General features: G+C 54.9%; 1 protein-coding gene. It reads left to right on the top strand.

Annotated features, from left to right (window positions below):
- Positions 1–296: 296 nt before the first annotated feature.
- Positions 297–22832: filamentous hemagglutinin N-terminal domain-containing protein (locus LF95_RS22325; RefSeq protein ID WP_083607911.1), on the top strand; the 22536-nt coding region annotated here is incomplete at its 3' end.

The raw sequence follows: 22832 nt of genomic DNA, 5'->3' as shown, positions 1-22832 counted from the left end.
TCTTGGCGCGGGGTTGAAAAATAAAAGAATTTGGATGGTTTTTTAGACTTTATCGACCTTTGGTCGGTGCGAAATTGTTGAAAATGAACAATTTTTGAAAGACGACAAACCGTTGCTATGTCGACATGTGAAGTGTGGTGGGTTTGTTGTTTTTTTCCGGGTTTGCATCGTTTTGGATGCCATCCCGGAACTCTTGGGAAAGATAAGGCAGCTACGAACTTGTTGCCGGGAAAGCCAACGATACGGATTTGATGTCACGGCAGGATGCCAGTGGCTCATATGGGGGAAGTAATAAGATGGTTGCGGTTCTTGGGGAAAATAAAGGTCGTGTGATCCGGCGGGCATTTGCCTATGCGCTGAGTACGACAACATTCCTTGTGCCGTTTACGGCGATGGCGAACCCGCAAATCGTGACGGATGGCAATACCGCAACCAACCTGAATGTGCATGGTAAGGTCACCGATGTGACGACCTCGACCATTCAGGGCAAAAGTGCACTGAACTCCTTTAGCAAGTTTGACGTCTATCAGGGCAATACCGTTAACCTGTTTGTGCCAGACCAGGCCGATCATTTGATCAATATGGTCAATGGTCCGCGTTCCCATATTGATGGTATCCTCAATTCCATCAAAAACGGCCAGATCGGCGGGCAGGTTTACCTGCTCAACCCCAACGGTGTTGCCATTGGGGCACAAGGCCAGCTGAATGTTGGCAGCCTGACCATCATGGCACCCACCAGCGATTATGCCGGATCGTTTTTTGATGCGCCAGGCCAGGCCAATTCCGGCGCCTTGCAGCAGCTTTTGTCGGGGAATGTCCCCCTGTCCGAAGATGGTCTGATCACGATTGAAGGTTCTATTCGCGCAACGCGCAAGGCCGCTCTGATTGCCAATGGCGTGCAGGTGGCCGGGGATATTGTTGTCGGCGCGCAGGCGCTGAACCAGATCGCGTTTTCCGATGTGGTCAATGTGGATGGCCTGGATGCCGGGCAGGAAGCCGTTATTGATGAAAACGGTTATATCGAGATCAAAGGCGGCCAGGCCGGGGTGGATATTTCCGGTGTTCTGACGGCCGACGGGGCCGACGGGCACAATGCCGGCACGATTGATGTGCGTGCGACGGGTGATATTTCGGTGCGTGCCGGGGCGGACATTTCCGCGCGCGGTATTGGTGCCAATTCCAACGGTGGCAAAATCACGGTTTTCGCCGACAATGATGCGACTTTTGCCGCTGGTGCCCATATTGATGTTTCCGGTGGCGATGTTTCCGGCGATGGTGGCTTTGCCGAATTTAGCGCCCTGAAGGCAGTTTACCTGAATGGTGGTACCTTTGCTGGCGGGGCAACCGATGGTACTGCGGGTACCGTTCTGATCGACCCGGAAGATCTGACGATTTCGTCGAATGTGACGCAAAATGACGGCACCAATTATATATTTGAAGGTCGCGCAACCATCACATTGAAAAAAGATGTGACGGTTTCGACCAAAACCAATAACAAGAAATCCGGCGATATTACGCTTAAGGGCGAGAACATTGTTTTTGAAACCGGTTCGGCGCTTGATGCCTCGAACGGAAGTTTCAACAAGGGTGCGGGTAATATTACCCTTGAGGCAGCCGGTTCTACCACTCATGCCATCACAATCACCAACGCCACCCTGAGCGGGGCGAATGTTTCCATTACGGCTTCGGCCATTGCAAATAGCAGCAATCCGCTAGCTTCGGTTTCGGCAACCGTGGCGCTGACTGATACCGTGATCAATGCCACTGGCAATGTCTCGGTGCTTGCCAATGCTGAGCAGGGCTTGCCGACCATCACTGCCGGTATTTTTGATGCCCGCAGTGCGACGGCCAGCCTGACCATGACCAACGGGTCGATCGTTGCCGGTGGCAATATTTCCCTGGCGTCGTCAAGCAAAATTGAAAGCCAGGTGATTGGTGCGCTTCTGGTCAGTCCGATCAATGCGTCGGTTGCGGTAACGGATAGCAAGGCGACCACGCTGGTTACGGGCACGGCGGACCTGAAGGCGGATGGTGATGTTGATGTGATCGCCGATGCGGTGACGGATTCAACAGCGGTGGCAAAATCGGTTGCGGCGGCGGCGGGTGTGACAACCGCTGTTTCCGTTATCGAGAACAGCGCGATTGCCCGTATGAATGGCACGGCCAAAATTTCCAAGGGCGATGCCGTCACTGTGCGTGCAACCGGTAAAACCCAGGTGGATACGATTGCCGATGCGGCCACGGTTGAAAATGGGGGTTCGGGCGCGTCCATTGGTGTTGCGATTTCCGATGTTGATGCCACCGCGATTGCCGAAATTGGCGAAGGCGCATTGGTGACAAACGCTGCCAGCCTTTCCGTCAATGCCCAAAATGTTACCACGCAAAATACCGCGTCACGCGCTGGTGTTGCCGATGGTGCTGGCACGGCATCGAAGCTGTTTGGTGATGCACTTGATCGGACATCCTTAAGTGACGAGAGCAAAGGCGAAATTTCTGCCCTGTTTGACGGGGTTCTGAAAAATGTTAGCGACAATCTGAAGGAAAAGCCGAAGGAAGGTGAAGAAGGCAGCGGCGGGGTGCAGGTTGCCGGGGCACTTTCTTACGCCTCAAGCGATTTTGATACCCAGGCGCTGATCACGGCCAATGCCGACAAAACCCTTTCGCTTTCCGGTGCGCTGACGGTTAATGCCGAAGCCATTGCCCAGACCAATACCCTGGCAAGTGGGATCACCGGAGGTGGGAAAGCCGGCGGTGGGGCTGGTGTTTCCATCCAGACGGTTGATAACAAACTGCTTGCCAGTATTGCCGCAGCAGATGGCAATACGCTGACGATCAATGCCAAGGATTTGACGGTTAACGCTGAAACCAAAAGCATTGATGAAGATATCACCGATGAAGAAAATAACGGCTTTAATGTCGAAGCCTTTGCCGGGCAGGAAGCCGAAGATGTTGGCATTGCCGGGGCGCTTGGCCTTCTGATTATCAACAGCAATTCGTCGCTGGCTGAAATTGGCAATAATGTCGCAATTGATGCCAAAACCGGCACCGTCACTGTCAGTGCGACCGGTGGTGCCGACGCTGGTGTGGTTGCCGATGGCTCGCCCGAGGATGAATCCGTCATTGGTGCGCTGTTTGAAGCCTATGAAACCTATACCGAAACCGAGGAAGATGCCGAAGAAAAGCCCAGTGTCGGCATTGGTGCGGCGATTGCGATTAATATTTCCAACAGCACGGTGGATGCCGCTGTTCGCGGTGGAACAACGCTTACCAATGCGTCGGGCCTTGATGTGTCGGCTGTATCCAATGGCTCGGTCAAGACATCGGCCAATTCGGCGGGCGCGGGGGGTGTTGCCGTTGTGCCGGTGCTGGCACTATCCGTTGCCAATGATCATGTGACAGCCGGTATTGAATCGGCCATTTCGGGTCTTTCTTTGGCCGGGGCCGTTTCGGTTACGGCGGAACAGAACCTTGCCGTTCTGTCGGTTGGTAAGGCCGCCAGTGGTGATGCGGATGATGCCTCGAATGTCGCTGTTGGTTTGACGGTGGGGATCAGCACCGTAAATGCCGATGCCAAAGCTTTGTTGGATCGTAATCTGGCGACGACAGGTGATATTACAATTGCGGCCAAATCGGCCCGCGATATTCGCACGGGGGCCGCAGCGGGTAGCAATACGGACCCGGGCGATACCGGCACCGAAGGGGAAGAAGAACCGGCAGATCAGGCAAAAAGCGATGTGCTGGGCACCATTAAACAGGCGGCGGCATTCGGAAACCTGTATTCGTCAAGCAAGGACAAGGTTGATGGCGATAAAACCGCCAGCAAAGCAAACGTTTCAGCCGATAAGGGCGATGGTGCTGATGAAGGTGGCAAGGTTTCGGCTGCTGCCGCCCTTGGTCTGACAGTTGCCAATACCGAAACCAGCGCCGGGATTGCGGCATCGCGTACGGTGTCGGGTGCCAATATCAAAATTACCTCGGCCGATAATACCGATAGCCAGGCCGCTGCTGATGGCAGTGCCGCCGAGGCCGATAACAATATTGGTGCGGCGGTTGCCCTGAATATTGCCAATGTTATTAACACGGCCAGCATCGGCAGTGCTGCCAGTGTCTCTGGCACGGGGGTTATGCTTTCGGCCATCACCAACAGCTTTACCGTGCTTGATGATGACGGCAATGCGGTCAAGGATGATGACGACAAAGACGTTATTGATGATGCCAATAAATATGTCACATCGGCGGTTGCCGGGGCTGGCGTTGGCAACCTGTCACTGGCTGGTGCTGTTGCCATTGGCCTGATTGATCAGACAACCACGGCGGATATTGGCGAGAATGCCAGCATTTCGGTAAAGGCCAGTGGCGCGAGTGTGACCGCGACCTCCAACCGTATTATTGAAACGAAGTCGGCAGGCTCGGTTGGTGAAAAAACACCGACCCTGGGCGAGTTTAAGGACCGTTACACCACCCTTAGCGGGATGACGGCGCGTATCAATGGCAAGCTGACCTCGGTTGGTGACAAGATCGAGGCAAAGAAGACTGCTGGCGGGAGCAGTTCTGGTGACAGTGGCTCTGGCAGCACGGGTTCTGGCGACTCAGGTTCGGGCGGGAAGAGCGGCAAGATCGGTGTCGGGGCGTCCTTTGCCATTACGGTGGATAATACGACAACCCGAGCACGCATCAGCGACGGGGCCAAAGTGGTTTCGGCCAATGGGGGTGATGTTTCGGTTTCCACAACATCGGGGCTCGATAGCACTACCCATGCCGAAGCTGCCAGTGCACCTTCAACCGATCTTTTGAACCTTGAAGAAAAAAGCGAGACTTCGGCCTATTCGCTGGATGCGGCGGTTGCCATTGCTGTCAGCAATGAAACGACCGAAAGCCGGGTCGGTAGCGATGACGAGACACTGACCTCGGATGGCAAGGTTACAATCAGTGCCAATTCAAGCTCTGAAGTCTTGGTTCAGGCGGATGGTGAAGCTGCCGGTGACAAGGCGGCTGCCGGCGCGTCGCTGGCAGTGGGTGTGACCAACAGCATTACCAAGGCATCGCTTGGGCGCTCGGTCACGGCGAAGGGGGCGCTGAGTGTTGCCTCTACCGCCCTGTCCAAAGATATCAACCTGGCGCTGGCAACAGCACGCGGCACGGTTCTTGAGGGCTATAAAAACAAATTTGTCGGTGCGACGGACGAAATGCTGTTGGCCGGTGATTTTGGCAACGACAGCGATGGCAAGAAAAAACCGCGTAGCGCCCAGGCGCTGGCCGATCAAAAGACTGCTGGCAACAATAAAACCAGTTCGGTTGATGAAAAGGGCAATGCCGATAGCGCCAAAAGTGGCAAATCCATTAGCATTGCAGCGGCCGTTGGCGTGGGTGTCAATAATCGCAAAAGCATCGCCTCCATTGATGATGGTACGTCGGGCAGCCTGAACACCCTGTCATCGGGCGGGAATATTAACGTTACGTCCAAAAATGATGCCAATGCCCAGACACGCGGTGTGGGGGCGGCTGTGTTGTCTGACAACGGCATTGCAGTTGGTGTGGCTGTAACGGCAACCGGCCATGAGACGACAGCCAAACTGGGCGACTACACCAAAATTTCCAGTTCGACCGGGGTTAATGTTACCGCGCAATCCACGCAAAACCAGGCGGATGATTTTGCCAACAAACTGATGGCTGAAGCCGTTGCCGGGGCCGGGGCCAAGAAAATTGGCGTGGCCGGTGCGCTCAGCGTGATCAATACCGACAATGATAGCAGTGCGACCCTTGGAAAAAATGTTGATGTCACCTCCACTGGGGCGGTGAACGTTACCTCGACCGAGAAAAACCACATTGTTTCGCGTGCCCTTGCCGCCAGCGTCAGTGTCGGGGCTGAAGCCAAGACGGCTGTTGGCGCGACATTTGCGCTGATCAATGCGGGCAATACCAACACCGCGCTTGTGGATGACGGGGCCAAAATTTCCACCACCGGTGATCTCACGGTTTCGGCTAAAAATTTGCGCCAGTCCGAAAGCAGTTTTGGTTTTGACGGGGATTATTCCCTGCTTAACCCGACCTCGGTTTTCCAGACGTCGAACTATTACACCGAAGCACTCGCCGGTGCTGCCTCGACAGGTAATACAGCCCTTTCCGGTTCGTTCTCGGTTACCGTTACGCAAAACGAAACGTCGGCTGAAATTGCCAAATCGGCCACGATCAGCGCCGATGATATTACCCTGACCGCTGAAAACCGCCAGAATGCCCGCACCCTGGGCGGTGCCATTGCCGTTTCCAAGCAGACCGGTGTTGGCATTACGCTTAATGCCATGGTTCTGTCCGATATGGTTACGGCACGGCTGGGGACGTCGGGTGCCACCACCGGTGCCAGCCTGACCTCGACCGGGGATGTGGCCATCAGTGCCAAGGCCGAACAGGACCTTGGGTCGATCGTGGTTGCCGGTGCTGGCGGGGTTAATGGCACGGCTGTTGGGGGTGCGGTTGGCATTAATGTCATCCAGACCGAAGCGATTGCCGATGTTGCGGCAAAATCGACCATTTCGTCGGCCAAGGGTGCCAGCGTGGGTGCCATCAGTGCCACGGGCATCAGTACCTTTGTTGGTGGTATTGCCTTTAGCGGCCAGACGGGCGTGGGGGCCGGGCTGGCAACCAACCTTATTTTGGCAAAAACCGCTGCATCGATTGGTGATTCCGCCAATGTTTCGGCGGCCAATGCCATTGAAGTTGATGCCAATGCCAGCGAGGATATTTCCTCGGCCACGGTCAGTGCGGCAGGCTCCACCGGGGGCACAACGGTTGCCATTACCCTGGGTGCCAATACGGTCAAAAGCGATACATCGGCCACCATTGGCAATGATGCATCGCTAAATGCGGCAAATGCAGCCGGGACGCGCAGCATTTCCGTTACCGCCAGGGATAAAACCGATATTGGCAATATCATGGGGGCGGGTGCCTTTGGGTCGGGCACCGGGGTTGGCGGTGTGCTGGCCAGCAACGCCATTGCCAAGACCACCCGTGCGGTCCTGAATGGTACGGCAATGGCCGATACCAACATCGTCGTGACCGCCAATAGCGAACAGAATATCACTGCCCTGTCGCTGGGTGTTGCATTGACCGGTGGTACTGCCATTACCGGATCGGGCGCGTTGGCGCTGGTTGATAATACAACCACTGCTGTTATCGGCGAACGTGACGAAAATGATGGTGACAGCGTTTCGCGCGCAACCGTTACCAGCACCGGCAATATTGCCATTCATGCCAGCGATGAAACCGATGCGTTGGTCATTACTGGCTCGGGTGCAGGCGGCGGCGGTAACGCCGGTGGTGCATCGCTTGGCGTAACCACCTTTATTGGTGAAACGACCGCCTATATTGGCCGTAACGTCAATGTCACGGCCTTTGGTAATTCCGTATCGGGCCTGGATGTGATGACGGGTGGTGTCACCCTTTCTAGTGCTTTGTTTGGCGGCTATTCCGATCTGGATACCGATAGTGCGGGCAGCAAGCTGCAATCAACGTCCGATGGTGCCCTGGCGCTGAATTCATCATCGATTGATGATCTTAAAGACGGTGCCTTCAAGAAAACCCTAACGACGGAAAACCGTAAGGGACTGTCGGTTACGGCCTATTCTGACCAGGATATTGCCAACTTCGCCGCAACGGGTGCCGCCGGTGGTGGTAATGCCGTTGCCGGTGCGGTTGCTGTTGGTGTCGTTTCCGATACCACCAAGGCCTATATTGATGACGGTGCGAAAATCAACCAGGCAAGCGGCACAGCGGGGGCGGCACAAACCGTCACCCTGCAGGCCCAGGGCGATACCCTGTCACTTGATGTGGCGGGTGGTGTTGCCGTAGGTGGCGGCAACGCCATTGGCGGTGCGATTGACAGCCTGACGCTCAGCAAAAGCACCAGTGCCTATATCGGGCAGGGTGCGGTCGTTACCTCGGCTGATGATATATCGGTTGCTGCCGATCAGGCGACCCATGCCATTTCGGTTGCCGCCAATATTGCCGCGGCCGGCAATGCGGGTGTGGGGGCATCGCTTTCGGTGCTGGTCGCATCCAATACTACGCTGGCCTATATTGATGGCCTGGTAAATACAGGCGGTGATCTGACGATTGATGCCGATACCGACACAACCTTTATCCAGGTTGCCGGGCAAATCAGTGCGGGTGGATCTGCCGGTGTCGGCGGGGCGCTGGGTGTTTCAGTGCTGGATAATACCACCAAGGCCTATACTGATACCCACGCCCAAACCAATGCCAAAGGCAAAACCAAAATTGCCGCCAGCGGCCATGAAGAAGAATATGCCGCTGTTGTTGCCGGTGCCGGTGGCGGCAGTGCCGGTGTGGCCGGTTCGGTGCGTGTGGGTGTGCATACCTCGACCACACAGGCCTATGCAGCCGGCAAAGTAAACCAGAACAGCGATTATTCCATTACCGGTCAGAATGTCGACATCGATGCCGACAGCTTTGTGCGACTGGTTAGCGTAACGGGTGGCCTTGGCGGTGGTGGTGTTGCCGGTATTGGCGCGGCGGCAGACGTGGTTATTTTGCGCAATAACGCCAATGCCTTTATCGGTGCCGGAAGCCAGGTTTCCGCCCATGACAGTATTTCCCTGAATGCCACATCGGAAAAACAGTTGTTGCAGCTTGGCGTCGCTGGCGCAGCAGGCGGGCAGGTTGGTGTTGCCGGTGCGCTGACGGTTGCATTCCTGGGGGGTATTGTTGATGACGATGCCAAATCCCGCCTTTCCAGCAATGATAGCGAAAATGACGGCAATACCTGGTCCGCCGCTGACGACGCGACCAATAAAAACCTGATCGGCAATGCTCTTGGTGATCGCGACGAAGCCAAAGCCGCCAATGATGCCGCTGCTGCGCAACGCAGTAAAACCCAGATCACTGATGATTTCGACGCAACCGCCGAAGCATCGCGCAACGATACCAAGGCCTTTGTCGGGCAGGGGGCCACGGTTTATTCCGGTTCGACCATTGACATCAATTCGTCCGATACCTCCAAGGTTGTCGCCGGAACCCTTGCTGTAACCGGTAGCGGTGGTGTTTCGGTTGGGGGTGGCATTACCATCACCACGGTCGATAGTTCGGCACAATCCTATATTGCCAGCCAGGCGGCAGTTGATGCCGTTAATGCCATTTCCATTAAGGCGGCCAGCCACGACAACGTCATCAATGCCGCTGCGGCGGGCGGTGGTGCGCTTTATACCGCGATAAACGGCTCGGTCGCCATTACTACCCTGCTTTCTGATGCGTCGGCCTATATCGGTGACGATGCCCTGGTGAACCAGGATGATGATGTCACGGCAGGCAGCAGCCAGAATGTTATCCTGGATGCCAAAAGCGACAGCAATGTTATTACCGTTAGCGGTGCGGCCGGTGGCGCGATTGTCGGTATTGGTGCAGCGGCGAACGTGACGACCATTGCCAAGGAAACCCACGCCTGGATTGGCGAGGATGCCAAGGTTGATGCTAACCGTAATGTGACAGTTGATGCCAATTCGGATGATAACATCGTTGCTGTAACGGTCAGTGTGCAGGGCGGTGGCGTGGGTGTCGGTGGTACGGCGGCGATCAATACCGTTGTTTCCGATACGACCGCGCGCGTGCTGGAAGGGGCCAGTGTCAATGCCAATGGAAGTATGCGGGTTCAGGCCTTAAATGATGTTGAACTGGACGATATTTCAACATCCGTTGCCGTGGGCGGGGCTGCGCTGGGCGGTGTCGTTTCGGTTAACACCATTTCTGCCACTACCGAAGCCACCATTGCCGATGGCGCGAAACTGAATGTTTTGGGTAATGGGACGGCAATTTCCATCGCGGCAGATGGGGGGTCACGCAGCGAAAGCAGTGATGAAGTCCTTGCCGAAACCACCCAGACCAACGAAGACAAAAGCACATTGAAGGTTTCCGCCATCGATGTGGACCGTTCGACCCTCACCCGCAATATCACTACAGTGAATGGCCTGGCCGTTGTCGCCCGTTCCGATCAGGATGTCACCTCCCTGCCGATCAGTGCGGGTGCCAGTGCGGGTGGTGCGCTTTCGGGTGTGGCATCGGTTAATGTGATTGCCGGGAAGACCAGGGCTGAAATCGGTGATGCCACCATCAATGCCCTTAATGTCGGGGCGGCCAATGCCCAGGATGTTCTGGTTGCGGCCTATGACAGCACGGATTTGAACACCGTGCCGGTGACGGCGGCGGTTACGGGCATGGGCCCGGCCATCAGTGCGGCAGCGGCCACCAACGTTATTTCCAAAACCCTGACAGCACGCATGGGCGGTACTGCCAGCGCAAAAGACGATATTGTCGTTCTTGCGAATTCTGACCAGGACCTTTCCAGCATTTCGGCGAATGGGGCTGCCAGTGCCATTGCCGGGCAGAATCTGTCGCTGGGTGTTGATGTTGTCGATAATAGTGTTCTTGCTGAAATCGCGGATGGATCCGTTATTGTCGCGGGCGATGATCTGACGGTCACGGCCAAGGAAAACAGCGATTTTGACCAGATCATCGGTTCGGCCTCGGCTGCTGCGGTTACGGCACAGGGCGGGTCCGTTGGTGTTGCCGTTTCCTCGTCTGACATCACCGCGCGTATTGGCAAAAATGCCACCACCAATGCCAATGGTGTTACATCGGTCCGTGCGGATTCTGTTCAGAGCCTGATGCAACACAACGTTGCCGGGGGTGTTTCTGCCGGGTTGACCCTGCAAGGGGCCATCAGTGTGCGTACGGCAACCGTGCAAACCGTTGCTGAAATTGCCGATGGCGCAAAAGTCAATCAGTCCACAACCAATGCAGATGCCGACCAGGCTGTAAATGTGTCTGCCATCAATAGTTTGACCGTTGGCGGAGCAACCGGTGCTGGCGCGATTGGCGGTATCGGCGGTGTTGGTTTCGGCATGGATATTGCCGTGGCACGCAATGCCACAACCGCGCGTATTGGCGCAAATACGCTGGTGTCGGCCAAGCATGATGTTTCCGTCACCGCCAGCGCACAAAAGGATATTTCCGCCACCGGTATCGCCGGGGCGGGCGGGCTTGCTGCCGGTGTTGCAGGTTCGGTTGCGATTGCCGTGTTGGGCGGCGATGCGGACAGCCGCGGGACCGATCAATTGACATCGGACAATGGCAGCATCACCGATAAGGTAAATGCCGAGGCAGGCAAGGATCGCACCGCCGACCTGTCCTCGTCCGATGCCGGAAAGCTGGCGCATTCTCGGGCGGCTGATGCCAATAGTGACCGCACGACGGCAAAATCAAAAACCCAAAATGTCATGGCACCGCTGAGTTCCAGCAATGTCAGCTATGATGACGGTGTTTCGGCAGTTGTCGATAATAACGCCACCCTCAAAGCGGGCCACGATATTAACATCAAGGCGACCGATGAAAGCCGTGTCCGTGCCTTTGCCGGGGGTGCGGCTGTCGGGTCGGTTGGTGTTGGTGGCTGGGTCGCAGTCGCCAGCATGGGCACAACCGCCCAGGCCCTGGTCGGGCAGAATGCCGGTCTTGATGCCGGAAATGCGATCAGCATTTCGTCGGATCTTAAAAACAAAACCGATCGCTCCATCGCCGAGGCTTATGGGGCATCGGCCGGTATTGTCGGGCTGAGTGCAACCATTGCAGTGCTGGACCGTAGTACGACAACCCAGTCGGTGATTGGTTCCGGGGCCAATCTGCTGGCTGATAATGCCATTTCGATTACCTCGCAAAATGCTTCTGGCGGGCAGTCGCGTGCCATTGCCGGGGCGGCCGGTTTTGCCGCGGCCGGTATTTCGGTGGCGGTGACAAAATCCGATGATGATGTAAAATCTGAAATCGGTACCGGTGCCAAACTGGGTGCGACAGATGACGCTGCCGGGGATATTACCGTAACGGCTACCAATGGCGGCACATTTGATGCCTATTCGGTTGGGGCAGCACTTGGTCTGGTCGGTACGGGCGCCGGGGCCGATGCGACGGTTGATCTGGATGGGGATACGACGGCGAGGATTGACGCCAACGCTGTCATTTACAGCGAGGGCGATGTTGGCATTTCCGCCATTGACCAGCCAGATGCCAGCTCGGAAGCGATTGGTGCCGCACTCAGTGCGGGTTACAGCCTTGGTCTGTCGCTGTCGCAAACTTTGCTGGATCGCAATATCAGCACCCTGGTTGACAATAATGCCAGTGTGACCGGCGATAGCATCACCCTTAAGGCGGAGATGTTGAAAGGCTCTGCTAATAACGCTGATTCAAAGGCGATTGCTGGCAGCGGCGGTATTCTCGTCGGGGCCGCGGGGTCGTCAGCGGTTACAACGGCCAATGTCAGTGTTTCAGCAACAACCGGCACCAATGCCAAACTTCTGGGTATTCAGCGTATCCAGACCGATGAAAACAATGTTAACACTGCCATAGCGGATCATGGGGTTTCAATCTCGACCCAAAACCAGACAGCCGCCGAAGCCCGTGCCATTGGTGTATCGGCAGGTGTCATTTCGCTGGGCGGGCATAGTGCGGTTGTTGACGTCGATACAACCAGCAAGGCCCTTTTGGGTGCAGGCACAACCGTAACAACGATGGCCGATCTTTCGGTTACCTCGGTCGGGGCGGAACATGCTTACGGTGAAACCGTATCGGGGGCGGGTGGCATTGGTGTGCTGCAGGCTGGCTTGACAGATGTTGACCTGAACAGCACCGTTCAGGCCGGGACGCTGGACAGCGCCGCCCTGACAACTCTGCAGGCAGATGGCACGACGACTATTTCTGCGACCTCGAATGGTGCGTATGACGGCAAAATCGATACCACGGGTGCTGCCCTCGCGCAGGCGGCGTCGGGTGCGTTGCTGGTTGATGGTACCAGTAATGTCTGGGCTGGTTTTGGGGCAAAGACGGGCCTGAAAACCCATCAGCTTTTATTGTCGGCGCTGAATAATCTTTCCAAGGACCTGGTTTCGGATTCCAACTTCAAAACCAGCCAGGGTGGTGGATTCAACATGGCAGTTGGTAGTTCCAGCGGCACCATGAATGCGGCGACAAATATTGGTATTGGCGCAAATTCCAACATTTATGTTTATGGCACGTCAACCGATCAGGGCAATGCCTCGATTCAGGCCCTGACCAAAGTTACCGTCGATGACGAAGCAAGTTTTGACAGCGGTGGTCTGATCAGCGCACCAATCGCCACCACCCTTCAAACGGCCAATATCGGCAGCAATATTTTGCTGGGCAGCAATGCCAATTTTGAAACCCAGGCAGGTGACCTGGTTATTGCAGCACGAAGCGACGCCACGATGAGCGCACGTGCGCGTTCCGTCACCTATGGCTTTGCCGGTGCTGCCGGGGGTGTTTCCAAGGCAACCGTTACCGCCAATGACGCGGTAACGATTGGTTCGTCAACCAACCTGATTGGCGTGGGCGAGGTTGAAATTTATGCCGGTGCCGATGCGACCGGTTTGGGCATTATTGAAGCCAAGGCAGATACCCGCCTGTTTAACAAAACCGCCATTTCCATTCCGACCCCGCCAACCGCCGATGCCCATGCCATCCATAACAGCAAGGTGACGATCAGTTCCGATGCGCTGGTTGCCTCGGCCAAGGATTTGCGGGTTCAGGCCACCAAGGGGCACTTGTTTGCCAATGGTGTGGGCCGCGCAACCGACCTTGCCAAAAAGGCGGCTGAGGCCATTGGCAGTGTCTTTGGCGCCGACACCGAAGGGTCTCTTGAAGTCGTGGGCGGCACCAGCAAAAACGAAGGTGTTGGCGGCATTAAGGTTGATGGTGAGCTGCGCACCGGTATTCGCAATAAGCGTTACATCACTTTCGGCACCAATTTCAGTTCCTATGTCGAGGATGATAACGGCAAGATGGTCCGTTATTTTCCAAGCTATGATACCGCCAATGACCGCTGGGTGCTGGCAACCGAAGATCCTGATAATCCTTCAACCCCGAAAATCATCAAGGTCTTTACGCCCGATGAAATCAGCGAGGGTATGGGCTTTACGATCCTGGTCGACCAGAATCTCGGGCAGAGCCTTCAGGCGGAAGTGACACGTTTGGAGAACGTCCTGCGCCGTTATGGCAGTTCGACGGATACCAATAGTGTTCAGGTTAAAAACGATATTAACAGCCGCCTTACGATCCTTCGTGCGGCCATTGCCAGCCGCCATTCGGATAGTTATGTCGATGTGATTCAGGTTGATCCGACCGAAGCTGCCACCGGCAATGTTGAACTGTTTTCCGATTACGTCGTCGGTTCGGGCAAAATCAACAGCCCGGGCGATGCGGAAATCAAAATCATCAATAATTCGCCGATGCCGATCCGTATTACGGAAATGACTGTGCCCGACGAGTTGGGTGGCAAAATTCTGTTTAACGGCCAGTCGGTTTTGAAGGCAACCGACATCAATGCGCGTAACAGCAATGCCGACGGCACTGCGTCGATGGAAATGATCAGTTCGGTTTCCTCCGACGAGCCCAAAATCATTATTGAAAATAACTTTGACCCTGATTCGGGTGTTTACAACCCGGGCGACAAGCTCGACATTGCCGCACCTGATGTCATTCTGGCGGGGCAAATCAGCAACATTAACGGCCTGATCAAGGTTTCCAGCAACAAGGGCTCCATCTATTCGGTTGCCGCTATGCGAGGTGACACCGTCGAAATTTCGACCGGGGGTGATTTCGTCTTTGATTCCGCCGATACGCTGCTCAATATCGGTGCTAATCCGGACGCGGGTTTTGCTGATCAGGTCAACAAATATGAAAATGGTTCTGCAACCAGTGGTTCGGAAAGCAATGTTAGCCAGGCAGTCGATGACAGCAGCTCGACGATTGCGGCGAATAATGTGTTCATCAATGCCGATACCATCAATATCAATGGCGTGATCCAGTCCGGCATTGCCGACAAAGAAATTGTGATCAATCAGTCCGATGTCGATGCGGCCTATAATACCGGTTCGCACACGGGTGCCCGTTATGTTGAAGTCAAGAATGTCGGTATCTCGATGGGGGCAGGCCGTGTGGGTGTTGGTGGCATCAAGGCCGAACTGGACCGCGTCACCGGTGAAATCCGTATTCTCGATGCCAAGGTTGAAGGCGGAACCGTTCTGTTAAGCGGACGTCTGGTGTCAACAGGCAATGGCAAAATCAATGTTATTGACGGTTACGGTCGTATCAATATCGTTAATAATTCTAGCAATACCGTCCGTCTGGATAATGTCGATACCGGCGGAATTGAAGGCCAGATCACGCTGATCGACAAAAGCAAGGATAATGGCAAGGGTCGTGCCCTGACAACGCGTTATGAACGCCTGGGTAACGACATAAAACAATACAGCAATATCAATCTTGATAGCTCCCAGGCTACCAAGTTGGTGGAAACATCGGCGGATTCGCGCGCGACTTCGTATGATATGCAGAAGGATATGCGCTATTACTGGATGGCGGGTAAATCCACCACGACACAGACAGAAAGACGGTATAGCAAACAGCAAAAAAGCCTTTTCGGTTTTATTCCGATCTCCGAGCGTCAATTCGATAATTCCAATCTGGTCGGGGGCTACCCAAAGAGCAAGGAACTCGATCAGTCGCAATTGCCATCCGGTGACTATGTTGCGCAGCGTTCAGGAAAACCCGAATACACCTTTAATTCGGCCAAGGAAGAAACCTCGAACCGGCAGATTTATCAGGGGGATTCCGAACACAGTTGGGGCAGTGATTGCACCTGGTTTGTCTGCTGGACGCGGACTTATCAATTCACGCGCACAACCATTACCGAAACCGGTAGCAACACCTATTATTATCATTCCGTTGCGGCGGATAGGTCCATCGGCATTAACTTTATCGGTTATGACACTGGTAAGGTGGATGTGGCTTCAAAGGGCAGCATTGCGCTTGGCGGCAATCTCAGCAATGTGGGGGGGATTACTACCCTGACCTCGCAGATGGGGGATATTTACAGTGATGGCGGGGCGGTTCAATCCGGTAATCTCCAACTCTCGGCTGTAAACGGGTCTGTTGGCCGGGCGGATAATTATCTGAACCTTGTCCAGAAACAGGGCGATCTTGTTTCCGTTTCGTCGGGCAATAACATTTATCTTGATGCCCCGGGCGGCAGCCTTGTGTTGAGTGATTTGAAAGCCGGGCGCGGGTCCATCGGTCTGCGTGCAGACTTTGATATTGTCACGTCGGGCAATGGCGTGATTAAGGGCCACGATGTTGAACTTATCGCTCGTAATGGCCGCATTGGCACCAGCGACGGTGTGCTGCGCGTGGATACCGACGCGGCAAATGGCGGCAAACTGACGGCCAAGGCGGCGCGCGGCGACATCAATGTCGAGGAAACATCGGGTGATTTGATCGTCAACCGTATTGAAACGGTTGGGGATGTTTCGATCAAGGTTAGCGACGGTAGCCTGATTGACGGCAATACTGACGAAACCGAAGACACCGATACCGCCCAGCAGCTTCTCGATTTGTTTGACAGCCTGGATTTGATGGGCAGCGATGCAGACGCCAAAAAGGATGCGCAGGTCAAAGCCTATGAAACCGAGCAGAAATCGCTTTATGACGATTACTTCTCGATGCGGAACCTTAAAAGGGACGGTGATGGCAAATATGTCGCTGATGCGGCAAATGCCGACTTCACCTATACTGTAAGCGAGACTGAACGCGCCAGCCTGATTGATGCCGGTCTGGATGATGCAGGCATTCAGGCTTATGCCAACCATCAGACGGAACGGTATCAGGCCGCCTTCAAGAAATTTGGCGAGGTTTCCTATGATGCCGGGTTTACCTACACGGCAACGTCCGAAGAAATTGCTGCCGTAACTGATGGGTATAAATGGACGCAAAAGGAACTGACCAACCTTCTGCCATCCTTTGCCTTCAAGGAAACAACGGATACCACCACGGTGGTTGAAACCGCCAACATTTCGGCGCGCAATGTTTCGATTGATGTTTCGGGCAGTATGGGCAATTACAAGGGCGATATTGTCCTAGATTTGACCAAGTCGAACGCGCTGACTGATGACGTCAAGGTGGCGTTGGCTGCGGCGGAAAGTGACGATATTATTCGTGATGATGCCAAAAATACCCTGACCATCATCCAGCGCGAAGATTTCGATATCGACGCCAAGGGCACAACCACTATTAAGGCGGGTGGCGATATTTTCCTGGGCTCGGAAAAGGACATTAACGTCTTTAACGCCTCGGGTAAGGAAATCCGTGTCAAGGTTGCCGGTTCGATTACCGATGGCCGTGATGGCAATGCCGCCAACTTTGACGGCGACCGCATGATCTTTGAGGCGAGCGACGGTCATATTGGCACCGCCGATGCGCCCGTGATGATCAACCAGTCTGATGGAAGCCTGCTGACCGCGCGTGCGGCGGATGATATTTTCCTGCACGAAATCAGCGGCAATATTTATGTTGATGGCCTGTTCTCCAGCCATAACATCAATCTGACAGCCGATGATGGCAGTATTCTTGATGGTGCAAATGACGCGATCGCCGATGTGGTGGCGCAATCCGTTACGCTTGCCGCGTCCAAGGGTATTGGCAGCTCGGTTACTGGCGGGGGGCTTGATGTTGGCATCAACAGTGCAACTGGCAGTTTGACGTTGACCACCCAAGATGGTGCGGCCTATATTACCGGTCCTAACCGCTCCATCGCGCTTGGCATTGTCAATGTGAAGGGCGTGTTTGATATCAGTGCCGATAACGGCATTACGCTGCGCAATACCGTTAACAGCAACGGCAATGCACAAGCCTACCGTTCCGCAGGCGATATCGTCATGCTGGCGGCTGGTACCATGTCGTCTGGTGGGGGCAATATCGCCATTACCGCGACCGGCAGCAACTTCACCCAAAATGACGGCGCCTCGGTCAATGCCGGTGCCGGGACGATTACGGTTAAGGCAGGCGGGGACGTCACGCTGGCATCGCTTGTCACCAGCAATGGGACCGATACCGCTATTTCCGTGGATGCCGATGGACATATCATTGATGGCGGCGATACCAATGATGACATCAGCAGCAGCAACAGTACCGGCCTTGTTACCCTGATCTCGGACGAAGGCATTGGCCGTGCCAATGCGCTTGATACCAATGTCCGTCGTCTCTCTCTGGCCAATAGCGAAAGTGGCAAAATCCTGATTGAGGACAAGGGCAGTCTTGTTCTTGATAGCGTGGATATTGAAAGCGGCACGGCAAGCGAGATTACCGCGCAGGGCGATCTGACAATCGATCAGGATTTCACCTCGAACGGGACGATTGCGCTGACGGCAAAATCGGGCGGTTCGATCGCGATTAAAGGAAGTCTTGCCGGTCGCGGCACGCAAACCACGCTGGTTGCCGATAAAAATATCAGCATGGCGGCGGGCGGTGTTATCGACCTTGGCCCCTTGTCTCAGACGCTGACATTAACAGCAGCCAAGGCGGGGCAGAATGGCGGTTCAATCAGCCAGGCGGATGGGGCCGAAATCAAGGCCGGGATCAGCACCGTTACCTTGCTGGCCGATGGCGACATTGGTATTGCCCGCGTTGTCACAACAAACGCAACGTCTGATGCGATCAAAATCACCAGCGCGAATGGTGCAATTACCGATCGTGGCGATACCGGAATCGATATCGAAGCCAATGTCGCCGGTGCGGTTGTAACCTTGTCTGCGGCTAACGGTATTGGCGCGACAAATGCGCTTGAAACCAGCATTGATACAATTGATGCCACTAACACGACCGCTGGGGCGATCAAGCTTTCGGATGCGGCATCGCTCAAAGTTGGCACCCTCAGCCAGCAGGCCACCAATGGTGCGGTCGAGGTCGCAGCCGCTGGTTCGCTTGAGATTAGCAAAATCACCGGTCTTGATGCCGTCACGCTTAAAACCACCAGTGGCACCATTACCGACCAGGCGGCAGATAGCATCATTTCTGCGGCTCTTAATCTTGACGCTGGCGGCGATGTCGTTCTGCAGACCAAGGTCGAGACGCTGGATGATGTCAAAATCAGCAATGGTAAATTGCAGCTCGAAAATAGCGGTAATCTGACCATTAATCGCATTGCCCAGAATACTGCGCTTACGGCAGATTCCGGTATTTCCATTATCAATGATGGCAGTATTTCACTCGCCAGCGGCAAGGGCGGGATCACGGCGACATCGGGTGCGATTTATCTAAACGCACAGAATGGTAGTGACATCAAAATTGCCGACAATATCTCAACCGACGGTAGCAATATCGATCTGATCGCCAGCAATGATCTGCGTCTTGATGGCGCGCTGACCAGTGTTACGTCGCAAAATGCCGGTAATGTCACGCTGACCGCGCAGGACGGCGACATTCTCATGGCGTCGCAAACGCTGGTTGATGGTGGTACGGGCAAGGTGGACCTTACTGCCAATCACGATCTGACCATCGATCAGCTCAGCACTAGCGCAGGCAACATCACCGCCAGGGCTGATAATGGCAAAATTGTTATCAATAATGCCATTTCCGGCGGTGCTGCCATTTCGATCACCTCTGCCCTCAGCATCGGTTTTGAAACTGCTGCCGCCGATGTCTCCGCGACCGGCAATGGCGGTGTCTTGCTCTCGGCCCTTGCAGGCAATATCACGCAGGTTGATGGCTCCACCATTGATGGTGGTGCTGGTAGCGTTGGCCTCACCGCTCAGGCCGGCCTGATCCTTGATCAGGTGAAAACCACCGGCGCAGCAATCACGCTTATTGCCAAAACTGGCTCGGTGACGGCAAAAGACTTCATCACGACCAGTAATGCCAAAATCGGCATTACGGCTGAACAGAATGTTGGCCTTGACACTGCCGAAGCCGATGTCCAGTCCTCTGGCAACGGCGAAGTGGAAATCATCGCGACTGCCGGTAACATTACCCAGGTCGATGGCTCCACCATTGATGGCGGCAGCGACAGGGTAACACTGACGGCGGGTGAAAGCCTGACACTCGATCAGGTTCAAACCACTGGCGCGGATATCGCGATTACCGCGCAGAATGGCTCGGTGACAGCGAAAGACTTCATCACGACCAGCGGTGCGAAGATTGGCATCACGGCGGCGCAGAATGTTGGCTTTGACAATGAAGAAGCTGACATTGTCTCGACGGGTAGCGGCGAAATTGAAATCATCGCGACTACTGGGAATATCACCCAGGCGGATGGTTCGACCATCGACGGTGGTAGCGACAAAGTCACGCTGACGGCTGGTAATGGCCTGACGCTGGATCAGGTTCAAACCTCGGGCGCGGATATTGCCATCACCGCCCAGAATGGCTCGGTGACGGCGAAGGACTTCATCACGACCAGCAACGGCAATATCGGCATTACGGCGGCACAGAATGTGACGCTGTTTAACGGAGAAGCTGATGTAACCTCGACCGGTTCGGGTGATGTGACCATTACAGCCACGACGGGTGATTTGTATCAGGAAGATGACAGCACCATTGATGGCGGCACCGGCAAAGTCACCCTGACAGCTGGCAATAAAGTAACGCTGGATCAGGTTCAGACCTCAGGCGCTGCTATCAGGATCACGGCACAGGCAGGTGATGTTGTTGCCAATGACTTCATCAAAACATCCGATGCGGCGATTGAAATCACCGGTGATAATAATGTCTCCTTCATCAACGATTTGTCGGATGTCACCTCGATCAATACCGGTGCCGTGACGATCATCGCAACGAAGGGCGACATTACCCAGGCCGACGGCTCGACCATTGATGGCGGCACCGGCAAAATCACCCTGACTGCGGGCAAGAAAGTCACTCTCGATCAAGTTCAGACTTCAGCCGCAGCTATCAAGATTACGGCGCAAGCGGGTGATGTTGTCGCGAATGACCTCATCATGACGTCTGATGCCGCGATTGATATCACCGGCGATAATGATGTCTCCTTTAGCAATGATCTGTCCGACGTCATGTCGAGCGGTACGGGAGCGGTTACCATCATTGCGACCAAGGGCGACATCACCCAGGCCGATGAATCAACCATCGATGGCGGTAGTGACAATGTCACGTTGACCGCTGGTAATGGCCTGACACTGGATCAGGTCATGACCACCGAGGCCGATATCATCCTCACAGCTCAAACCGGTTCAATCACTGCGAAAGACTTCATCACGACCAGCAACGGCAATATCGGTATTACTGCTGCGCAAAATGTGACGTTGTTTAACGGTGAGGCCGATGTGACGTCGACCGGGTCGGGTGATGTGACCATCACCGCGACGGCGGGTGATCTTTATCAGGAAGATGAAAGCACCATTGATGGCGGTACGGCCAAAGTTACTCTGACGGCAGGCAACAAAGTCACGCTTGATCAGGTCCAGACGACGACTGCTGTGATCAAGGTGGCGGCACAAGGCGGTGACGTTGTTGCCAATGATTTCATCAAAACGTCGGATGCCGCGATTGAGATCACCGGCGACAATGATGTGTCTTTCACCAACGGTCTGTCCGACGTCACGTCGTCGGGCAAAGGTGCGGTTACCATCATCGCAACGAAGGGCGATATTACCCAGGCCAATGGCTCCACCATCGACGGCGGTAGCGACAAGGTGACGCTGACAGCGGGTGATAGTCTGACGCTGGATCAGGTTAGAACCAGCGGTGCGGATATTGCGATTACTGCCAAAACTGGCTCGGTGACGGCTAAAGACTTCATTACAACCAGTGGTGCCAAGATTGGCATTACAGCGGCACAGAACGTTGCCTTTGACAATGACGAAGCTGATGTTCTGTCCTCCGGTTCTGGCGAAATCGAAATCATCGCGACTGCTGGTAATATCACCCAGGCCAATGGCTCAACCATCGACGGCGGCAGCGGCAAGGTGACGCTAACCGCCGGTAGCAGCCAGACACTGGATCAGGTCAAAACCTCTGGCGCAGATATCGCGATTACCGCGCAGAATGGCTCGGTCACGGCGAAAGACTTCATCACGACCAGCAAAGCCAATATCGGTATTATCGCCGCGCAGAATGTGACGCTGTTTAATGGTGAAGCCGATGTAACCTCGACCGGGTCGGGTGATGTGACCATCACCGCGACGGCGGGTGATCTTTATCAGGAAGATGAAAGCACCATTGATGGTGGCACGGGCAAAGTCACGCTGACGGCGGGCAAGAAAGTCACGCTCGATCAGGTTCAGACGACGGCTGCTGCTATCAAGATCACGGCGCAAGCGGGTGATGTTGTTGCCAATGATTTCATCAAAACGTCGGATGCCGCGATTGAGATCACCGGCGACAATGATGTGTCTTTCACCAACGGTCTGTCCGACGTCACGTCGTCGGGCAAAGGTGCGGTTACCATCATCGCAACGAAGGGCGATATTACCCAGGCCAATGGCTCCACCATCGACGGCGGTAGCGACAAGGTGACGCTGACAGCGGGTGATAGTCAGACGCTGGATCAGGTTAGAACCAGCGGTGCGGATATTGCGATTACTGCCAAAACTGGCTCGGTGACGGCTAAAGACTTCATTACAACCAGTGGTGCCAAGATTGGCATTACAGCGGCACAGAACGTTGCCTTTGACAATGACGAAGCTGATGTTCTGTCCTCCGGTTCTGGCGAAATCGAAATCATCGCGACTGCTGGTAATATCACCCAGGCCAATGGCTCAACCATCGACGGCGGCAGCGGCAAGGTGACGCTAACCGCCGGTAGCAGCCAGACACTGGATCAGGTCAAAACCTCTGGCGCAGATATCGCGATTACCGCGCAGAATGGCTCGGTCACGGCGAAAGACTTCATCACGACCAGCAAAGCCAATATCGGTATTATCGCCGCGCAGAATGTGACGCTGTTTAATGGTGAAGCCGATGTAACCTCGACCGGG

This window comes from Thalassospira sp. TSL5-1, assembly GCF_001907695.1.
Taxonomy (GTDB): domain Bacteria; phylum Pseudomonadota; class Alphaproteobacteria; order Rhodospirillales; family Thalassospiraceae; genus Thalassospira.
This window is presented reverse-complemented; position numbering and strand designations above follow the sequence as displayed.